Annotated in this window: 9 protein-coding genes and 1 pseudogene; all 10 read left to right on the top strand. The window is 70.6% G+C overall.

Annotated elements, in window-relative coordinates:
• Positions 1–985 (top strand): annotated as a pseudogene (locus JF597_RS55450) (secretion protein EccC); the annotation flags it as partial.
• Entirely contained in the window at positions 976–3,879 is a 2,904-nt protein-coding gene (eccCb, locus tag JF597_RS03670; RefSeq protein WP_366916375.1) for a type VII secretion protein EccCb, read from the top strand. The pseudogene JF597_RS55450 and the gene eccCb, both read left to right, overlap by 10 nt.
• A 132-nt stretch (positions 3,880–4,011) precedes the next feature.
• Complete coding sequence (eccD, locus tag JF597_RS03665; protein WP_293988632.1) at positions 4,012–5,412, top strand: type VII secretion integral membrane protein EccD; 1,401 nt, start codon at positions 4,012–4,014, stop codon at positions 5,410–5,412.
• A gap of 16 nt (positions 5,413–5,428) precedes the next feature.
• Positions 5,429–6,751, top strand: coding sequence for a type VII secretion protein EccB (gene eccB, locus JF597_RS03660; protein ID WP_293988629.1), 1,323 nt, complete (start codon positions 5,429–5,431; stop codon positions 6,749–6,751).
• A 32-nt stretch (positions 6,752–6,783) separates the two neighbouring features.
• Entirely contained in the window at positions 6,784–9,816 is a 3,033-nt protein-coding gene (locus JF597_RS03655; RefSeq protein WP_293988626.1) for a hypothetical protein, read from the top strand.
• Entirely contained in the window at positions 9,813–13,112 is a 3,300-nt protein-coding gene (locus JF597_RS03650; RefSeq protein WP_293988623.1) for a right-handed parallel beta-helix repeat-containing protein, read from the top strand. The genes JF597_RS03655 and JF597_RS03650 overlap by 4 nt, the downstream gene beginning before the upstream one ends.
• A 147-nt stretch (positions 13,113–13,259) precedes the next feature.
• Positions 13,260–13,751 (top strand): WXG100 family type VII secretion target, encoded by a 492-nt coding sequence (locus JF597_RS03645; protein ID WP_293988616.1) that lies wholly within the window; start codon positions 13,260–13,262, stop codon positions 13,749–13,751.
• A 49-nt stretch (positions 13,752–13,800) separates the two neighbouring features.
• Positions 13,801–14,094: a hypothetical protein gene (locus tag JF597_RS03640; RefSeq protein ID WP_293988613.1), complete on the top strand. Its 294-nt coding sequence runs from the start codon at positions 13,801–13,803 to the stop codon at positions 14,092–14,094.
• Between the two features lie 111 nt (positions 14,095–14,205).
• Positions 14,206–14,760 carry a hypothetical protein gene (locus JF597_RS03635; RefSeq protein WP_293988611.1) on the top strand — a complete coding sequence of 185 codons (555 nt, stop codon included), beginning with the start codon at positions 14,206–14,208 and terminating at the stop codon, positions 14,758–14,760.
• 88 nt (positions 14,761–14,848) lie between these two features.
• Positions 14,849–17,806: a hypothetical protein gene (locus JF597_RS03630; protein WP_293988609.1), complete on the top strand. Its 2,958-nt coding sequence runs from the start codon at positions 14,849–14,851 to the stop codon at positions 17,804–17,806.
• The last annotated feature ends 200 nt before the right edge of the window (positions 17,807–18,006 follow it).

Raw genomic sequence — 18,006 nt, 5'->3', positions numbered from 1 at the left:
GGTGTTCAAGAGGGGCCCGCGCGTTGCCGGTCCCGAGATGCCCGAGGGAAACCTGGAACTCGCCGAACCGCCGGTGCTGGGCGAACCCGCGACCGCCGATGTCAGCTCCCTGCTCACCTATCTGCCGATGGGGCTGGGCGGCGCGACCATGACGCTGATGTACTCCACCGGCAGCCGCGGTACCGGCAGTTACCTCATGTCCGGGATGATGGGCGCGTCCATGATGGCCATGGGCCTGGGACAGCTGGGCCGCAACGGCACTCAGCGCAAATCCCAAATGCGGGCCGAGCGCCGGGACTACCTGCGCTACCTCGACCAGGCGCGCCGGCAGGCCCGGCAGGCCGCGGAGGCCCAGCGAGCGGCCGCGCACTTCGTTCATCCGCACCCGCACGACCTGTGGCGCCTGGCGGCCGGTCCGCGGACCTGGGAGCGCAGGCCTGGCCACGACGACTTCGCCGCAGTCCGGATCGGGCTCGGCGCCCGGCGCGCCGCCCTGGAACTCGTGCCGCCGCAGACCAAGCCGGTCGAGGACCTCGAACCGCTCTGCGCGATCTCCCTGCGCCGCTTCCTCAACGCCTATCAGACCGTCAGCCACCTGCCCCTGCCCCTGCCCCTGCGCCGATTCACCGCCGTGGAGTTCGCCGGGGACGGGGCGGCCGCACTCGGCCTGGCCCGCGCGATCATCGGACAGCTCGCGGTCCTGCACTCGCCGGACGACCTGCGCATTGCGCTGCTTGCCGACGCCGAGGGCTGGGCCGAGTGGCAGTGGCTGAAGTGGCTGCCGCACAACGCGCATCCGACCGCACAGGACGCGACCGGGCCCCAGCGGCTGGCCGCCACCGACGCCGGGCGGCTGCTCGACCTCCTCGGATCCGATGTGAGCGACCGGCCGGAGCATGACCCGGACGTGGCGCCTAGCACCACTGAGCCGTTCGTCGTCGTCATCGCGCAGGGGGTGCGCGTCCACCCGCTGTACTGCGGCTGACCAGCAGCGAGGGCCGCCTGGAGTACCAGCGGGGCGCGGAGCAGGTCAGCGCCGACGCCGACGCGCTGAGCGCCGTCGAGGCCGACACGCTGGCCCGGGTACTGGCGCCCCTGCGCACCGCGGGCACGGTGGACGTAGACCGCCCGCTGGAGTCCGACTTCGAACTGACCACCCTGCTGGGCATCCGCGATCCGCGTCACTTCGACGTGGCCGCGCTGTGGCGACCCCGAAGCGTGCAGAGTGCCCGGCTGCGAGTGCCGATCGGTGTCTCGGCCGACGGCGAGGTCATCGAACTCGACCTCAAGGAGTCGGCGCAGGGCGGTATGGGGCCGCACGGGCTGTTGATCGGCGCCACCGGCTCGGGCAAGAGTGAACTGCTGCGGACCCTGGTCATCGGCCTGGCCGCCACCCACTCCTCCGAGGTGCTGAACTTCGTCCTGGTCGACTTCAAGGGCGGAGCGACGTTCCTGCACGTCGACCGGCTCCCGCACACCGCGGCGGTGATCACCAATCTGGCCGACGAACTGCACCTGGTCGACCGGATGCGGGACTCGCTCAACGGCGAGATGGTCCGTCGTCAGGAACTGCTGCGGGAGAGAGGCTTCGCCTCGCAGCTGGAGTACGAGAAGGCCAGGCTCGCCGGCGCACCGCTGTCGCCGCTGCCTTCGCTGCTCGTCATCGTGGATGAGTTCTCTGAACTGCTCGCCTCAAAGCCAGAGTTCGTCGACCTGTTCGTCTCCATCGGGCGGCTCGGGCGCAGCCTTGGCGTCCATCTGCTGCTCGCCTCACAGCGGCTGGACGAGGGCCGGATCAGCAAGGTCGAGGGACACCTCTCCTACCGGCTGGCGCTGCGCACCTTCTCCTCGATGGAGTCCCGCAGCGTGATCGGCGCCGCCGCCGCGTACGAGCTTCCCTCAGCGCCCGGTAACGGCTACCTCAAAGTCGACACGAGGAACCTGGTCCGGTTCAAGGCCGCCTATGTGTCCGGCCCCGTGCGCGCGATCACGGTCGAGCAGGAGCCGGAGCAGGCCGCCCGGGAAGTGCTCGCCTTCGACCTCGACCGGCGCCAGCCCGAACTGCCGCCGGAGGGCGATAATACGGCCCCGGTCCCGGACGGCCCCACGACCGGTGACCCCGTGGCGCCGGAGGAGCCCGACAGCGACGACCTCCTGCTGGAGGTGCTGGTGAACCGGCTGGAGAACTCCGGCCCGCCGGCCCGCCAGGTGTGGCTGCCGCCGCTGGCTGCCTCACCCAGCCTCGACCAGATGCTCCCCGGCATCGTGCCCGACCCGACCCGCGGCATGAACGCCATCGGGCACCCGGCACTGGGCACGCTGAAGGCACCGCTGGGCACCGTGGATCGCCCCCATGAGCAGGTGCGCGAACTCCTGGAGGCCGACCTGTCCGGCGCCGCCGGGCACGTGGGCATCGTCGGCGCCCCGCAGACCGGCAAGTCGACCCTGCTGCGCACCCTGATCCTCTCCTTGGCGCTCACCCACACGCCGGAGGAGATCCAGTTCTACTGCCTGGACTTCGGCGGCGGCGGCATCGTCTCGACCACCGGTCTGCCGCACATCGGCTCGCTGGCCACCCGGCTCGACCGGGACCGGGTGCAGCGCACTGTCGAGGAACTCTTCCAGCTCCTCGAACGCCGTGAGCGGACCTTCACCGAGCAGAGCCTGGAATCCATGGCTGCCTACCGCCGACGACGAGCCGAAGGCACGCTCGACGATCCGCACGGCGACGTGTTCCTGGTGGTCGACGGCTGGTTTACGCTGCGCCAGGATTTCGAGGATCTCGAAGCGCGAGTCTCCGAACTCGCCGCCCGCGGGCTGGCCTTCGGTATCCATGTCATCGTCTCCGCCGTGCGCTGGTCGGAGATCCGGCCACGGCTGCGCGACCTGCTCGGCACCAAGCTCGAACTGCGTCTGGGCGACGCGATGGAGTCCGAGGTCGGTTCCCGCACGGCCCGCGGGGTGCCCGAACTGCCCGGTCGCGGCCTGACCAGCGGCGGCCAACACTTCCTCGCCGCGCTGCCCCGGCTGGACAGCTCCTCGCGCATCGAGGACCTCACCGTCGCCACCAAGTCCGCCGTCGCCGAGATCGCCGCCTTCTGGCCCGGTCGGCCCGCCCCGCCGGTACGGCTGCTGCCCGCCGACCTCCCCGTCCGGCAGCTTCCCGCGCCCGACGGCGACCTGCGTGTCTGCATCGGCCTGGACGAACGCCGTCTCGAACCCGTCTGGCACGACTTCGACACCGTGCCGAACCTGATGGTCTTCGGCGACGGATCAACTGGCAAGACCAACGCCCTGCGACTGGTCCTGAACGCCATCACGACCCGCTACCAGCCCACCCAGGCAAAGATCGTCCTCGCCGACCCGAGCCGTGAACTGCTCACCTCGGTCCCCGACGAGTACCGGGTGGGCTATGCCGTGGAGTCCGAGGCGCTGACCGACCTTGCGGCCAACACCGTGGTGTCCATGAACCAGCGGCTGCCCGGCCCCGACATCCCCCCCGACCGGATCGCCCGGCGCGACTGGTGGAACGGCCCGAAGGTGTTCGTGGTCGTCGACGATTACGACCTCTTCTCCGGCGGCGGCTTCGGTTCTCAGTCGCCCCTGGCCGCCCTCGTCCCGCTGCTGGCCCAGGGCCGTGCCATCGGCATGCACCTGATCATCGCGCGCAGTACCTCCGGCGCCATGCGGGCGACGAGCGACCCCGTCATCCGCCGGATGTGGGAACTGGGCACCCCGGCGCTGCTCTTCTCCTACCCCAAGGAAGAAGGCAAGTTCCTCGGCGAGGCGAAACCCCGGACGCTGCCGCCGGGCCGTGCCCAACTCGTCACCCGGCGCAGCCTCGGACTCGTCCACACTGGCCATGTGCCACCGCCGTGAGCAGGCCGTTCACCACACCGCACCACACCGCACTGGACCACAGCCGTGTCGTGCCGCCGCGGTGAGCGCGTCGTCCGCCGTCGGCTCCACCGTGGCTCGCCCACCCCGCCCCTCCTCGCCCTCAGGAGCACCATGACCGCCGCCGCGTCCGCCTCCCGCCCGCCGTTCGTCCCCGGCACGGGCGTCGTGCGGCTCACCGTCGAAGGACCTCGCGGCCGCGCCGACCTCGCCGTCCCGGTGGCCACGACCGTCTCCGCGCTGTTGCTCGCTCTCGGCCCGAAGCTGCCCGACGACCAGGGCGACGACTCCGCCACCTGGACCCTGCAGCGCCTGGGCGAGGAACCGCTTGCCCCCGACGACACGCCGTACAGCGCGGGGCTGCGCCACGGCGAGGTGCTCCAGCTGCGACCGGCTCACGACCCGCTGCCGGGCTTCGCCTTCGACGACGTGGCCGACGGAATCGCCCGGACGGTGCAGGGCCGGTCCGACCGGTGGCGGCCGGAGCTTACGCGCGCCATGACCCTGGCAGTGGCCTGCCTGGCTCTCGGGGGGCTGACCGCGGCGGCGCTGCGCACGGGCGTCGGCCGGGCACCGTCGGTGGTCGCCGGCTGCGTCGCCGTGCTGCTCGCCCTCGCCTGCCTCCAGGACAACCGGACACCCGCCGACCGCGCCGCCCGTATAGTCGCCGGGTCGGGGGCGTGTCTGTTCGCCGCGCTGGGCGGGATCACCGCCCTGCACGGCCCGGCCGCACTGCTGTCGCCGGGCTACGAGGACGTGCTCCTCGGCGCCGCCTACCCGGTGGTGATCGCCGTCCTGCTTCTGTTCGGCGGCCGGCTGCCGGCCCTCCTCCCGGCAGCCGTCTGCACGATCGCGACCCTCACCGCTGTCTGCGCCGGCCTGGTCATGGCGCGCGACTGGACCGCGGCACAGGCCGTGACCGTCGTGGCCGTCGCCGTCGTCCTGCTCGGCCACTGGATGCCATGGATGGCGTTGCGGGCCGCCCGGCTGCGGGTGCCCCAGCTCCCGCATGACAGCGAGGAGCTGCAGCGGGACATCGCGGCCGAACCGGCGGAACGCATCGCCCGGCGGGTGGCCGTCGCCGAGGTGTGGCTCGACGTCACCGCGATCGGCACGGCCGCCGTCGCCACGGCGGCGACCGGCCTGCTCGCGCACCAGGACGGGTGGGGCGCCACGACGCTGGCCCTCGTGCTCGGCGCCGCGATGCTGCTGCGCGCATGGAGCCAGATCGGGGTGTGGCAGCGCGGCCCCAGCCTGCTCGGCGGGGCGGCGAGCCTGACACTGGTGGCGATCTACGGCCCGGCCGGCCTGTTCTGGCACATCGGATCGGTTCTCCTGCTGCTGTCCGCGGCCGTCGGGCTGCTCAACGCGGCCCGCCGGCCGCCGACGGCTCGTCTGCTGCCGGTGTGGGGACGGCTCGGCGAAGTCCTGGAACTGGTCGTGGCCCTAGCCCTCCTTCCCCTGCTTCTGCAAGTGCTGGGGGCCTACGCCCACGTCCGGTCGATGACCGGCTGAAGGGAGCACCGGTACCGTGCAGACTCGCCGCGACCACCTCCAGGCCTACCGCTTCGCCACCGGCAGACTCGCCTCCGCCCTGCTCACCGGGGACATCCGCACCGGCGCCGGCCCCCTGCACCGCGCCCGTCTCGGGTCGGTGTTCGGCATCGTCCTGGCGGCGCTGCTCATCGGCGGCTTCGCGGTGTACGGCCTGCTCAAGCCACAGCCCGGTAGCTGGCGTACCGCCGGGCCCTTCGTCGCCGAAAAGGAGAGCGGCACCCGCTACCTCTACACAGGCGGTGTACTGCACCCGGTCCTCAACTACGCCTCCGCGCTGCTCGCCCTCGGCAAGCCCACTCAGCCGCACCAGGTTCCCCGCTCCGATTTGAACGGGGTACCCCGGGGCACGGTCCTCGGCATCGCCGGGGCCCCCGACGCCATCCCGTCTGCCGAGGACCTGCTCACGGGAGCCTGGTCGGAGTGCCTGCACCCCCGCCGGCCAGGTGATCTGGTCATCGACTTCCAGCCCGCCGGGCACGCCGCCACGGTGGTGCCCGCGGGCGTACATGTCCTGGTCGTCGATCCGCACGGCACTCACTACGTGGTCCTACGCGACACCAAGTACCGGGTGCCCGGCCGTGCCGCGCTGGTCGCGCTGGGCCTGGACGCCGACGACCCGGTAACAGCCCCCGCGGCCTGGCTCGCCGACCTGCCGACGGGCCCCGACCTGACCCAGGCCACCGTGCCCGGCAGTGGCTCTCCAGGCCCGCGGGTCGCCGGGCGCGCGCTGCATACGGGCGACCTGCTCCGTACCAGCGTCGCCGGCTCCGTCCACTTCTACGTCTTGCGGAGCGACGGTGTCGCGCCGGTCACCGCGACCGAAGCGGCCCTGCTCTCCGTCAGCCACGGCCAGCCGCGGGAGGTGACCCCCGACGCCGTGGCCGCCCTGCCGGAATCGGCCGACCGCTCCCTGCTCACCCGGCTCCCCGATGTGGTGCGCACTCGAGACGCGGGTACCGGTACCGGCGCGCTCTGCCTGCGGCAGCGGATGCGGGGCTCCACGCTGAACAGCGTGCTGGTGACGGAGAGCGGGTCGGCCGCCGCCGATGGATCGAGCATCCTGTTGCCCGCCGGAAGCGGGGTCCTCGCCACACCACCGGCCACGGGCGACTCCACGCCCGCCCAGCTGTACCTGATCACCGATCAGGGCCGGAGATACCCGCTGGCCGACGATCGCGCCGCCACCGCGCTCGGTTACAGCGCCACCGCCGCGCGGACGCTGCCACGGGTCCTGCTTGAGTCGATACCGGCCGGCCCGACACTCGGCAGCACCGGCGTGACCGGGGGACGGCAGTGAGGCTCGCCCCGGCACTGCCACGCCGCCCACTCGTGGCCCAGACCCTGAACAACGCCCTGCTGATCCGCCCCCGTGCGGCGGCCGACCATCGTGCCCAGCTCTTCGCCCGCGGGCTGGCGCCGGACGGTCAGCACAATCTGGTGGTGCTGGACCTGCCCGCCGATCCGCCATCCGACCTCCTGGAATCGCTGGCCCGGATTCTGGAGCGGCGCAGGGGCACCTTCCGGATGATTCCGGGCCGCAGCTCCCGCACTCAGACGGCGCGGCTGGCCCAATGGCTCGCCGACCGGCTTGACCGCGCGGTGCTGGCTCCGGACGGGCACCAGCTGGCCGCCGCGGGGGGTGCGCTGTTCATCCCCTCCGGCAACGGCCGCGGCTGGCTGCGCTACCAGCCGGGGCGCCCCGCCCTTCCTGACTCGCAGCGCTTCCCCAGGCCGGACTGGGAGTTCTTCGTGCCCGGCGCCCCCGTCGCCATCGGGCCGGTCGGCATCGCCGAACCGATTCCCGGCGGGGTGTGGCTGCGTCCCGGGAACGACAACGGACTCGAAGTCCCCCGACAGGTGCTGGCCGACCGGATCGTCGCCGACCCCGACCTCGCCGCCGTGGTGCTCGGCGTACCTGGCGGTCCGGCGCTGTCGCTGACGGACATCGCCGCCTTCTGGCGTACCCGGCCGTCCACCGGCCGCCGCCAGATGCTCTTCGTGCCCTATGGACCGGTCGACGTGCCCCACGGCACAGTGCTCGGCCGGGCACTCGCTGAGCTGCTCGACCATGAGATCGTGCTGTGCAACGGCTTCCCGGCCGTCGGTGACGCCGGCGGCGTGCCGGAGGTGCACACTCTGGGCGCGGACGGCCAGCTCGGATGGCGGCCGTACGCGGGTGAACTCGCGTATACGCCAGGAGGTGCGGCGCCCGTTCCGCGCCGGGCCCGCAGCCCGTTGCCGGGACTGCAACCGCTCGGACGGGGCGCCTATCGGTATGCACCCGATGCCGTGGTGGAGATCGTGCAGTCGGGTCTGTGGGTACGCCCGCCGGAGGACCCGCCCGGCGCGGACACCGTGCGGGCAGCGCCGGCGGACCCCGCCCACGCGGCTGTACTTTTCGACGAGAGCACCCCCTCCATCGCGACTCGCCTGCGTGCCCTCGCCCACGAGATCCTGGAGCGCCTGCCGCTGGCCGAGCGCCTGCGCAGTGTCGTGCTGCCTGCCGGTTACGCGATCGGCGCCGCACGACGGCCCGGCGGGCGGAGCATCGTGTTGTCCGCCTCCCCGGCGGAGCCCGCCCCGGCCATGGCCTGGCCGGGCAGCGTCCCGTACGCGAACGTTTTGCCGCGGGCAGTCGAGGAGCTTGCCGTACTTCCGCGGCGAGTGCCGGGAGCGGGGAAGCATCCGGGCAAGGACCTGGGCGTCCAGGACACGCCGCGTGCCGGGCTGGGAGCGGAGGCCGGTTCCGGTCCGGGCGAGTTCCCGTCCGGCGCGGCCGCGTCCGGCGTGGCGCCGGACCCGTCGGTGACGCGCCCGAGCCCGGTGGACCCCGGTCGCGCGCACGGGGGGCAGGACACAGCGGCTCCGCCGGGGACCGCCCGCACCGGAGAGACGGAGCACACGGATGCCGACGCCGCGTCAAACCGTGCCTTGCCACCGGGTATGGCCGTGCGTGGTCCGGCGGGCCCGGCTACGACCAGCGGTACCGACGGCGATGCCCAGGCAACGGCCGGGCCATACGAGGACGGCACCGCCTCCGGGCCGGTGCCGCCCGACCCGTCCGCCGGTGAGCCGGTGCCGGACGCCGATCCGGCATCGGCCGCGAGCCGGCCCGCTCCCGCCGGGGACGTGCCGGCCGCGCACGCCCCTGCTGCGACGGCGGCCGCGGAGCACGCGCCGCCTGCCGGGGCGGCGGACAAGCGGAACCCGGCCGGATCAGGCTCGCCGGCGGCCTCGGGCCGTCCGGGTGGTCCCCGGCCGGGTCCCGCCCTGGGGATCCGGCTGGAATCCGCACCGTCGGCGGTTCCCGCCGCCCATGCCGTGGAACGGCCGGCACAGACGGCCGGTGACGACCACCACGCCCCGGCCGCCGGCTCGGCCTTGATCGGGTCCCCGGACCGTGCCCCGGCCTCTGCCGCGCCGGAGATACCCGTCGGCGATTCGGTGCCCGCGACGACGCCTGCCCCGGTCCCGGGTGTACGTGTCCAGCCGGTACCCATGCCCGGCGCCCGGATCGCGCTGGCCCCGGCACAGGACCTCGACCGGGAACGCTCGTGGCTGCGGCGGGCGGGCGGCGCCCGGTACGAGGAGGCCGCGGGCTTTGTGACCCGTGTGATGTCGCAGAACCCCGGCCTGCGTGGCGTCTCCAAGGAGACGGCGAAGACCGCCCTCAACGACCTGACCGCCGTCCGTCTGTACCTGTCGGCCGGCCCCAGCGAGCAGGTGGACGACGCGGTACGCGGCGCCGGCATCGGGCCGCATGTGCCGCTGGCCCGCTGTGTGGCGGCCGGACTGCAGCGGCTGCCTTCCTACCGGGGGGTCGCGCTGCTGCGAGCCACCCTCTCCGATGCCGAATTGGCCTGGTACGAGGAGGCGGCCCGCCAGGGCGGCCCGGTCACCGAATGGGGCTTCTGCAGCGCGCTCATCACCGCCAGACCCGGCCTTCCCGGTGACACCGACATCCTGCTCTGGTCGCTGACCGCCCGCCGTACTGCCCTGCTGCAGCCGGAGCTGCCCGACCGGGTGATCTTCCTGCCTGGCACCGCCTTCAAGGCACTGCGGGTCACCGGCGGCGAGGGGCGCCGGGTGGTGCTGCTGAGGGAGCTGACTGAGCCGGAACGGGCCGCGGCCTCCGACAGCCCGGCCGAACGGAGCACCTTGGACGATCTCGCGACCACCGGGCTGGAGTCCGCCGACGAGGCCGTGCGGGCGGCCGCGGGCGACGGCCGCCGGGCGCAACCGGTGCCTGAGGCGTTCACGACCGCGTTCACCAACCCGCCCGGACTGATCGTCCCGGCATTTCCGCATGCACCCGCGATCCCAACACAACAAGCCCTACAGGGCGAGGAGACACCACGGTGAGCCGACAGACACTGATCGTTTCACCGGACCGGCCCGGTGCCTACCGCACCATCTCCCAGGCTCTGGCCGACGCCCGTGACGGTTCCCTGCTCCTCCTCGGCCCAGGACGTTACGAGGAGTCGCTCGTCATCACCCGGGCGATCACCCTGAGCGCCGACGCCACCGTGGCCGGCGAAGTGCGGGTGCACGCCGGCGAGGGCAGTGCCGTCACGGTGGAGGCCGAGGCCGTCCAGCTGACCGGGCTGACCCTGTCGGGCAACGACCCGGAAGCCCCCGTTCTCGAGGTCCGGCAGGGGCAGGCGGCCCTCGACGGCTGCACGGTGACCGGTCACGCCTGGGCCGCCGTACTCGCCTGGAACGAGGGGCGCCTGGCGGTCCGCGACTGCCGGATGGCCAACACCCTCGGTGCGGGGATCGTGGTGACTTCACCGGAGGCCGGCACGGTCGAGAAGACAACGGTCGCCGACACCGGCTCCTCCGCCGTCGTAGTCGCCGAGCGGGGGCGGCTCACCCTCCGCGACTGCGACTTGACGGGCGCCCGAGGTAACGGTGTGTGCGTCAACGGTCAGGGGAGCGCGCTGGTGGAGAAGACCAGGATCTCCCGGACGGCCAAGCCCGCTGTGGTGGTGGAACAGGAGGCGCGCGCGGAGCTGATCGGGCTCGCCGTCACCGGAAGCGAGATGTGTGACGCCTATCTGACCAGCAGCGGCAAGGTCACCATCAGTGACAGTGCGTTCACCGGCTCCGCAGGATCCGCCGTGTACATCGGTACCGGCGCGGCGCCGGTACTGCGCGGCGTGGTCGTCAGCGACGCGGCTGACCACGGGCTGCGGGTAGTGGACGGCGCCGAGGTCCGCGCGGACGACTGCGAGATCGCCAGGACACCGCTGGGCGTAGTGGTGGAGGGCGGCGGTGCTGCGGTCTTCGGCGGCCTGACGGTCCGTGGCGCGGCCCAGGCCGCGATCGTCACCGGAGCCAAGGCCACCGCCGAGTTCGAACGGCTGACGGTCACCGGAGGAACCGGTGGGCTGCGCGCACTGGAAGGTGGTCGTGTCACCATCCGTGGCGGAGAGATCACGACCAGCGATGGTGACGGTCTGGAAGTGGCGGGAGGAGGCAGCGGCCAGGTCTCCGAGCTGCTGCTGCGGGCCGTGGGAGGCTGCGGCATCTCGGTCACCGGTGCCTCCTCCGTGACCGTCGACTCCGCCACCCTGCGCGACTGCGGCACCGGCGTGGCAGTCGGCGCCGACGGCGAACTGACCATCCGCGACAGTGAGATCAGCGACGCCACCGCCGACGGGATCCGAGTGCACGAGGGGGCCACCGCCGATGTCGTAGGCTGCCGGGTGCACGGAGCCGCCGGCCACGGAGTGATCATCGAACCGTCGGCGCGGGTGGCGCTCAGCCACTGCACCGTCATGGACAACGCGGGGGACGGCGTCCGCTGTGTCTTGGGTGAACCCGTCACGGTCGAGGACTGCGAGGTCGTGGGCAACGCCGGCACCGACCTGAACCGCGCGCGCCCCGCCGATCGGCCCGCAGGCGTTGTGCGGCCGAACTCCAGCGCGCGGACTGCTGATGTGGCCGTCCGGCACGGGGCGGCCGAGGGGCGCGACGCTTCCGACGCGGACATGACATCGACCACTACCGGGCCCTTGGCCGAACTCGACGCACTGGTGGGCCTGGAGAGCGTCAAACGCGAGGTCAACGGCCTGATCAATCTCAACAAGATGGCGCAGCGGCGAGCGGAGATGGGGCTGCCCATGCCTCCCATCAGCCGACACCTTATTTTCGCAGGACCCCCCGGCACCGGCAAGACCACGGTGGCCAGGCTGTACGGGGCAGTCCTCGCCGAACTGGGCATCCTCGCCAAGGGGCATAGCGTGGAGGTGGCCCGTGCCGACTTGGTCGCCCAGATCATCGGCGGCACCGCCATCAAGACCACCGAGGTCTTCCAACGTGCGCTGGGCGGCGTGCTGTTCATCGATGAGGCCTACACCCTGACCAACCAGTCCAAGGGCACCGGCCCCGACTTCGGTCAAGAGGCCGTCGAGACGCTGATGAAGCTGATGGAGGACCACCGTGACGACATCGTCGTCATCGTCGCCGGCTACTCCCAGCAGATGGAGCAGTTCCTGGCCTCCAACCCGGGGCTGGCCTCCCGTTTCGCGCGCACGGTCGAGTTTCCCAACTACTCCGTCGATGAACTGGTCACCATTGTCCGCAACCTGTGTGACAAGCACTACTACGAATTGGGAGACGACGCCCTCGACGCACTGATCCAGTACTTCGAGCAAGTACCCAAGGGGCCGACCTTCGGCAACGGACGGGTCGCCCGGCAGATCTTCGAAACCATGATCAGCAGACAGGCGTCCCGTCTCGCCGACCGGCCGCCGGCCCGCAACAGTGAGCTCAGCCGTCTGACGGCCGAGGACATCGAGAAAGCACCGGAGAAGGAAGAGAACGACAAGCCCCACGCCCCGCCCGCCCCGCAGCGGTCGGCAGACCGCAGCGCCGGGCGGACAGCCGCGTCTGTGCCTTCGGCTCAGCACCTCGAGACCCTGACAGGCCTCGACGACGTCAGAACCGCGCTGTCCCGGCGGCTGACTGACCTAGCTGCGCTGAGCGGTTCCGGCGGAGCGGTACAGAGCACAGCGAACGTGGTGCTCGCTGGCGAGCGCGGCAGCGGACGTCAGGCGGTGGCGAGTCTGTACGCTCGAAGTCTCGCCGAGAACGGCTTCCTTCCACACGGCGCTGTGCGCACGGAAGCACTCTCGCAGTTCCCCGCCCGCACCCCCCGACAGGCGACGGCGTGGACGGAAGCGATGTTCCGGAAGGCGGCGGGCGGGTTGCTCCTGCTGGAGCTGGACGACATGTTCGACAGCTTGCCCCCGCCCTACCGAACGGCGATCACCGACGCGGTCGCGGTGAGCGCGAAGGCCGCCGGCCCGGACACCGCTGTGGTACTGACCGGTACCGACAGCCGGCTGCTGGCCCTTCTGCGTGGACACCGCGATCTCACCCGCTGCTTCGCCGAGTACCTGCGTCTGCGCCCCTACGACCTTCCGGAGATCACGGAGTTGGTCTGCCGCCGCCTGCGCGACCTCGGCCACGTCGTCGGCCCGGAAGTACGGCAGGAACTGGAGAAAGTCCTGGCTGCCGGTTTCCCCGGCTTCGGCGCCTACGGGGCCCACCGGTTCGCCGACCTCGTCGAAGCGCACTGCAATGGGCACACGGTACAGCCCAAGGACGTACGCGCGGCGGCGGGCGCGGCGAGTACGGCGGGGGACCGATAAGACCCACTCGTGGGGACGACCGGACACCGAAGACGGTGAATCGTCGTCACCGACCCGACGGATCCGCAGTATGGAAATACGAAGTGAAGTGACTGGCAAACGGCGAGCGATCTGACCGTTACTCAATACGGCGACCAGGAGGATCACATGGCTGGTATGAAGTCAACCACTACGGATGGCCTGAGGGCGGCCCAAATCTACTTGGAGGATGCGTACAGCACCCTGAATAGCAAAGTCGCGACTCTGGATGGTTTCGTCGCCGAAATCCAGTGGCAGGGCACCGCCGCCACAATGTTCCACGCGTACATGAGGGATTACCACCAGAAGGTCGGACTCATCCTCAATGATCTCCAGAGTATCAGCCAGGGAGTGGCGGCGGCCCACACTCAGACCACTCGCGCCAATGACGCCATGGAAGCCTCTGTCGGTCAACTGAACGGCGCCATGGCGGGCATGAACCCGGGCACCCCTGGCCTCCCCCTCACATCCGACGTGCCCGTCCAAGACGTGCCTGCGGAGGGCGGGGGTATCAGCGGGGGGACCCTCGGCGTGCCCGTCCAGGGTGACCTTGGGGGCATCATCGGTGGTGGGGTGGCGAACAGCCCCTCGGCTCCTGGCCGCGGCCTGAACCTTCTGTGACGGCCTCACTCCGACCCCGTCAACCACATCATCCCGGAAAGGAAATCGCATGTCGGAAATCACCTACGCATACGTTCCGAGCAGTCTGGACGAAGGTGTTGCACAGTTCGACGCCTACGTCAAGGATATTCGCGACTACATCCTGGAACTGCAACACAAGGACCTGTCGCTGCTGGGGTGGAACGACGAGAGTAAGGACCAGTACATCCTTCGCAGGAGGAAGTGGGATCGGGACGCCTACGACATGGCCACCGATGCCGATCAAGCCCGTTCGGCACTTAGCCATATCCACGAGGACATGAACACCACCGAGAAGATCAATACCGCCGCTTTCGGTGGATGACCATCACGGCCCTCGCGGCTGCACGGGTGGTACCCGACCGTCAGGGGTACCACCCGTCTCGCGGAGGCAGAAAAAGCCAAGCCGAATCGGGGAACCAGAAAAGAGGTAGTCATGGACGGGCGCGATGATTTCCACGGCCCGGAAGCCCCGCAAGAAGACGTCAAGGATACGGCGGTCGGCTACGACGGTCCGCTCGATCCCACCGTCTCTGCGGGTACAGGCGCGCTGGCCGCCAGTAACGTGGCGGAAATCAATTCGCCGAACTTCTCAGAGGGGAATGGGCATGGAGTGAGTGTGCCGAGCGCCCATGAATTCGACCTCCTCATACAGCACTTTCTGGATTGCGGCCGACTCTTGGACGACTCACATAATACGCTCGTCGCGGCGCTCAACGCCGCGGCGGGTGGCTGGCCGACTGCCGCTGCCACGGGACTTCTTCTCACGAAGCATCGCGATGCGCATGCGGCGACGACGGGGAAAGCTAGGGATCTCATGGGAAGCCTGGCTCAGACGGCCATACCCGCCACCCGGGACAAATATGCGCATACCGGCGAGTCGACCGAAGTGACGGCAGCGCAGATCCAGGACTTGCTGGCTCCGTCGGTAGCACAGATACAGGGAATCAACAGCTCGGCGGAGGAATCCGGCGGGAAGTCCGACGCCTAGCCCGAGCAGGGCCGGCCGCCGCAGCCGAATCCTGCGGAATTGAACCCGGAGACGATCAAGCAAGCGGCGACCCAGGAGCGCGGCGCACATGGCCAAAAAAGATCCATTCCTCGACGCGAACGCCGACCAGGATAACCTGCCTGATTACCTGACCAGAGGTGCTGGCGGTGAATATGTCCTTGATGCGCAGAACTCGCTTGCAGATACCGCGGACGAGCATAAGAAACTCAATGATTCGCCGTGGCAAGGGCTTGAGACGATGCTCGTCGGTGGCTCGGGTAAATATCTGGGGCAGTCGGTTCTGGCAAGCAATGACACCAATCAAAGACTCGCCGCAGATACCTCCAATCCGGCGACCCTCAGTCAGCTTGCCACGGCATTTGATCAGGCGGAGAAGACCTACCGCGCGGTCGGCAATTCTATGCACAAGGTGACGGAGGCGCTGACCGGCGACAACGGTAGTTGGCAAGGGCCGGCCGCGCGATCGTTCGACGCGATGATGAAAGTGCTCGGTGACCAGCTCCTGGCGAACGCGGACGCGATGGCTACCACCCCCTTTCATCCATCGCTGGCACAGCAAGTGGCCGATTGCGCGGCCACCCTGCAAGCCGCGATCGACATGACCATCAAAGTGGACGAGTTCTACGGAAATCAGTTGGCGGCGGTCAGTGGGATCGTCATAGGTGATTCATCGGGGAAGCAGACGCACGGCCGTTTCGCCGCTTTTCTTGAGCAGCTCGAACGGCTCCTCAAGCAAGACCTGATAACCATCATTTATGCCGTCAACAATCACTACCAGCCCACCGTGGCAAACGTGGTCCCGCCCACTGACGTCAAAAATCCGTTCGTCGGGTTGGACGGTGGAACCGACAGCACAGGCAGCGCCACGGACACCGGCTTGCCCGACGAACTGAACAATCTCGGTAACCTCGGTGCGACTCTGGGGAACCTGGGAAACCTGGGTGGTGCGGGTGGCAGTGGCGCGGATTTGGGGGCCGGCGAGGCCCTCCCAGACGCGACGGATGCGCTGAACGGACTCTCCGGCCTTGGAGGCGGTGGCGGCGCGGACACCTCCGGTTTGCCCGGCAGCGGCGAGGGCCTGGGAACGGGCGACGGATCGCTTTCCGACCCCGGTATTTCCCCCGTGGCCTCGGGGCTCAGCGGTCTCAGCGGCCTTGGAGGCGGTGGCGGCGCGGACACCTCCCGTTTGGCCGGCAGCGGCGGGGGCCTGGGAACGGGCGACGGATCGCTTTCCGACTCTGGTATTTCCCCCGTGGCCTCGGGGCTCAGCGGCCTCAGCGGTCTCAGCGGCCTGGGCAAGGCCGGTTCCTCCTCCACGGGCAAGGACAAAGGCGTCGGCTCGGCCGGCCTCTCCGGTCTGTCGGGGCTCTCCGATGCCGGCACGGATCTCTCCGACCAGGTGGGCATACCCTCGGCATCGGCTTCGGGGCTGAAGGGTCTCGACGACGCGGCTTCGAAACTTTCTCCGTCGGAAAGCGCACTGGACACCGGCGGCATCTCCACCGTCGGCGGAGCCGCGTCGGACACCGGCCTGGCAGCGCTCGGCGGCGCAGGGACGAGCACCGGCACCGGCTCCACTGCGATGTCGCTCGGTGATGGGGGTCTGGCCGCGTCCGCGGAACCGATCACGGAAACCGCGACAGCGGGCAGCGCCGGCACGAGCGCCTCGGGTGGCATGCCGTACATGCCGATGGGCGGCATGGGCGGGGCCGGCGCGGCCGCCGGGGCCCAGGGCGCAGGTGAACGCAGTGAGGCGTCCGGCCTCATGTCGCGTGCGTCCGACGCCTGGGACGCCGGGCTGGACCACAGCGAAGACGGCCTCGACAGCGCGATCGGAGCGTCGGCCGGTGGCGCCGTCTTGACGCTGAACGGCGCCGGGACGGGCACGGCCGACTCCTCCGCCGATGAGGCGGCACCGGTCGCCGCGGCAGTCGGCATGCCGTATCTGCCGGCGGGCGGGATGGCAACGGGCGCCGCCCTCGCTGGGCAGACGCCGGGCAGCAGTTCGACGGAACGCCCCGGGGAGGCCGGAGTGCCTGCCGAACGGCAGGAACCGTGGACCGCGTCGGAGGAGGAACTGCGGGCGGCGGACGCACAGTTCGCCTCCGGTGCCGAGCCGGGGACGGCGGCCGCAGACCTCCCGCAGGCAGCGGAGCCGACCGCCGGCGCCGGTGGACCGGCGATGCCGACCGTGGCGCGGGAGGGCGACGGGGCGGTGTCGGCCGCGGCGGCCGACACCGGGCCCGAACCGGGGACGGCTCCTCCGGATCTCCCGCAGACCGAAACGACCGCGACCGCGGCGGCAGGTGCCGTCGGCACCGGCGAATCTGCCGCGCAGGCAACGTCTGTGGCCGTCACCGGCGCCGCGGAGGCCGTGGTACCGCAACCGTCCTCTGCCGTCGGCACTGGCGAATCTGCCGCGCAGGCAACGTCTGTGGCCGTCACCGGCGCCGCGGAGGCCGCGGTACCGCAACCGTCCTCTGCCGGCGCACCCGCCGTGCCTGCCACGGCCACCGCCACAGCACCAGGGCATACGGTGGGCGCCGCAGCGCACGATGGTGTGCCGGACGACGAGACGGCCGCGTGGGCGGTCGCCCCCGGGGCTCTGATGCCCCTGCTGTGGCAGGGGCGGTACAGAGGCGAACAGGCCGAACAGGAGCAGGAAAGTCCCGAGCCAGGATCCGCGACGGCCGGCGCTCCGCGGGTGGAGCAGGGTGTTCCGGACGGCGGCTCGGGCCGGGCGATCTGGCGACCTGAGCAGTCTTCCACGGAGCTTGCCCCGGATTGGATCACGCAGGAGACCGGTGGCTTGACGATGGCACAAGCCGTGACACGCATGCAGGAGGCCATCGACCGGGCGGAGGCCGAAGAGACGGAAGACAGGCAGAACACCGATGCCGACTCTTCGAGCGGCGAAGCCACGCCCCCGGAGGAAGGCCCGGACGGACGCCCGGACATCTCCGCGCTGCTGAGACAGGACGACGGCGCATGGGGAAGCCCCACGGGGTCCAACCTCTTCGCCTGAGCCCTTACCGACGCATCAAGGCGAGGACCGCGACAACCACGACCGTCGACCCGAGTAGATCGGGCGGCCAGAACATGGAGGGCAGTGTGGAGGACCAGCAGCTGGAAGAACTGATCGAGCGTTATCGCACGACGCGGGCGTCGGCGACCGAGGCGTTCGAGCGGATCAATTCGATCTCTGTGACCGAGGTGTCCCGCCGC

Origin of the sequence: Streptomyces sp. (genome assembly GCF_019510245.1) — a bacterium.
Lineage (GTDB): Bacteria > Actinomycetota > Actinomycetes > Streptomycetales > Streptomycetaceae > Streptomyces.
Note: the sequence above shows the minus strand (reverse complement) of the source record. Positions and strands in the feature narration are given on the sequence as shown.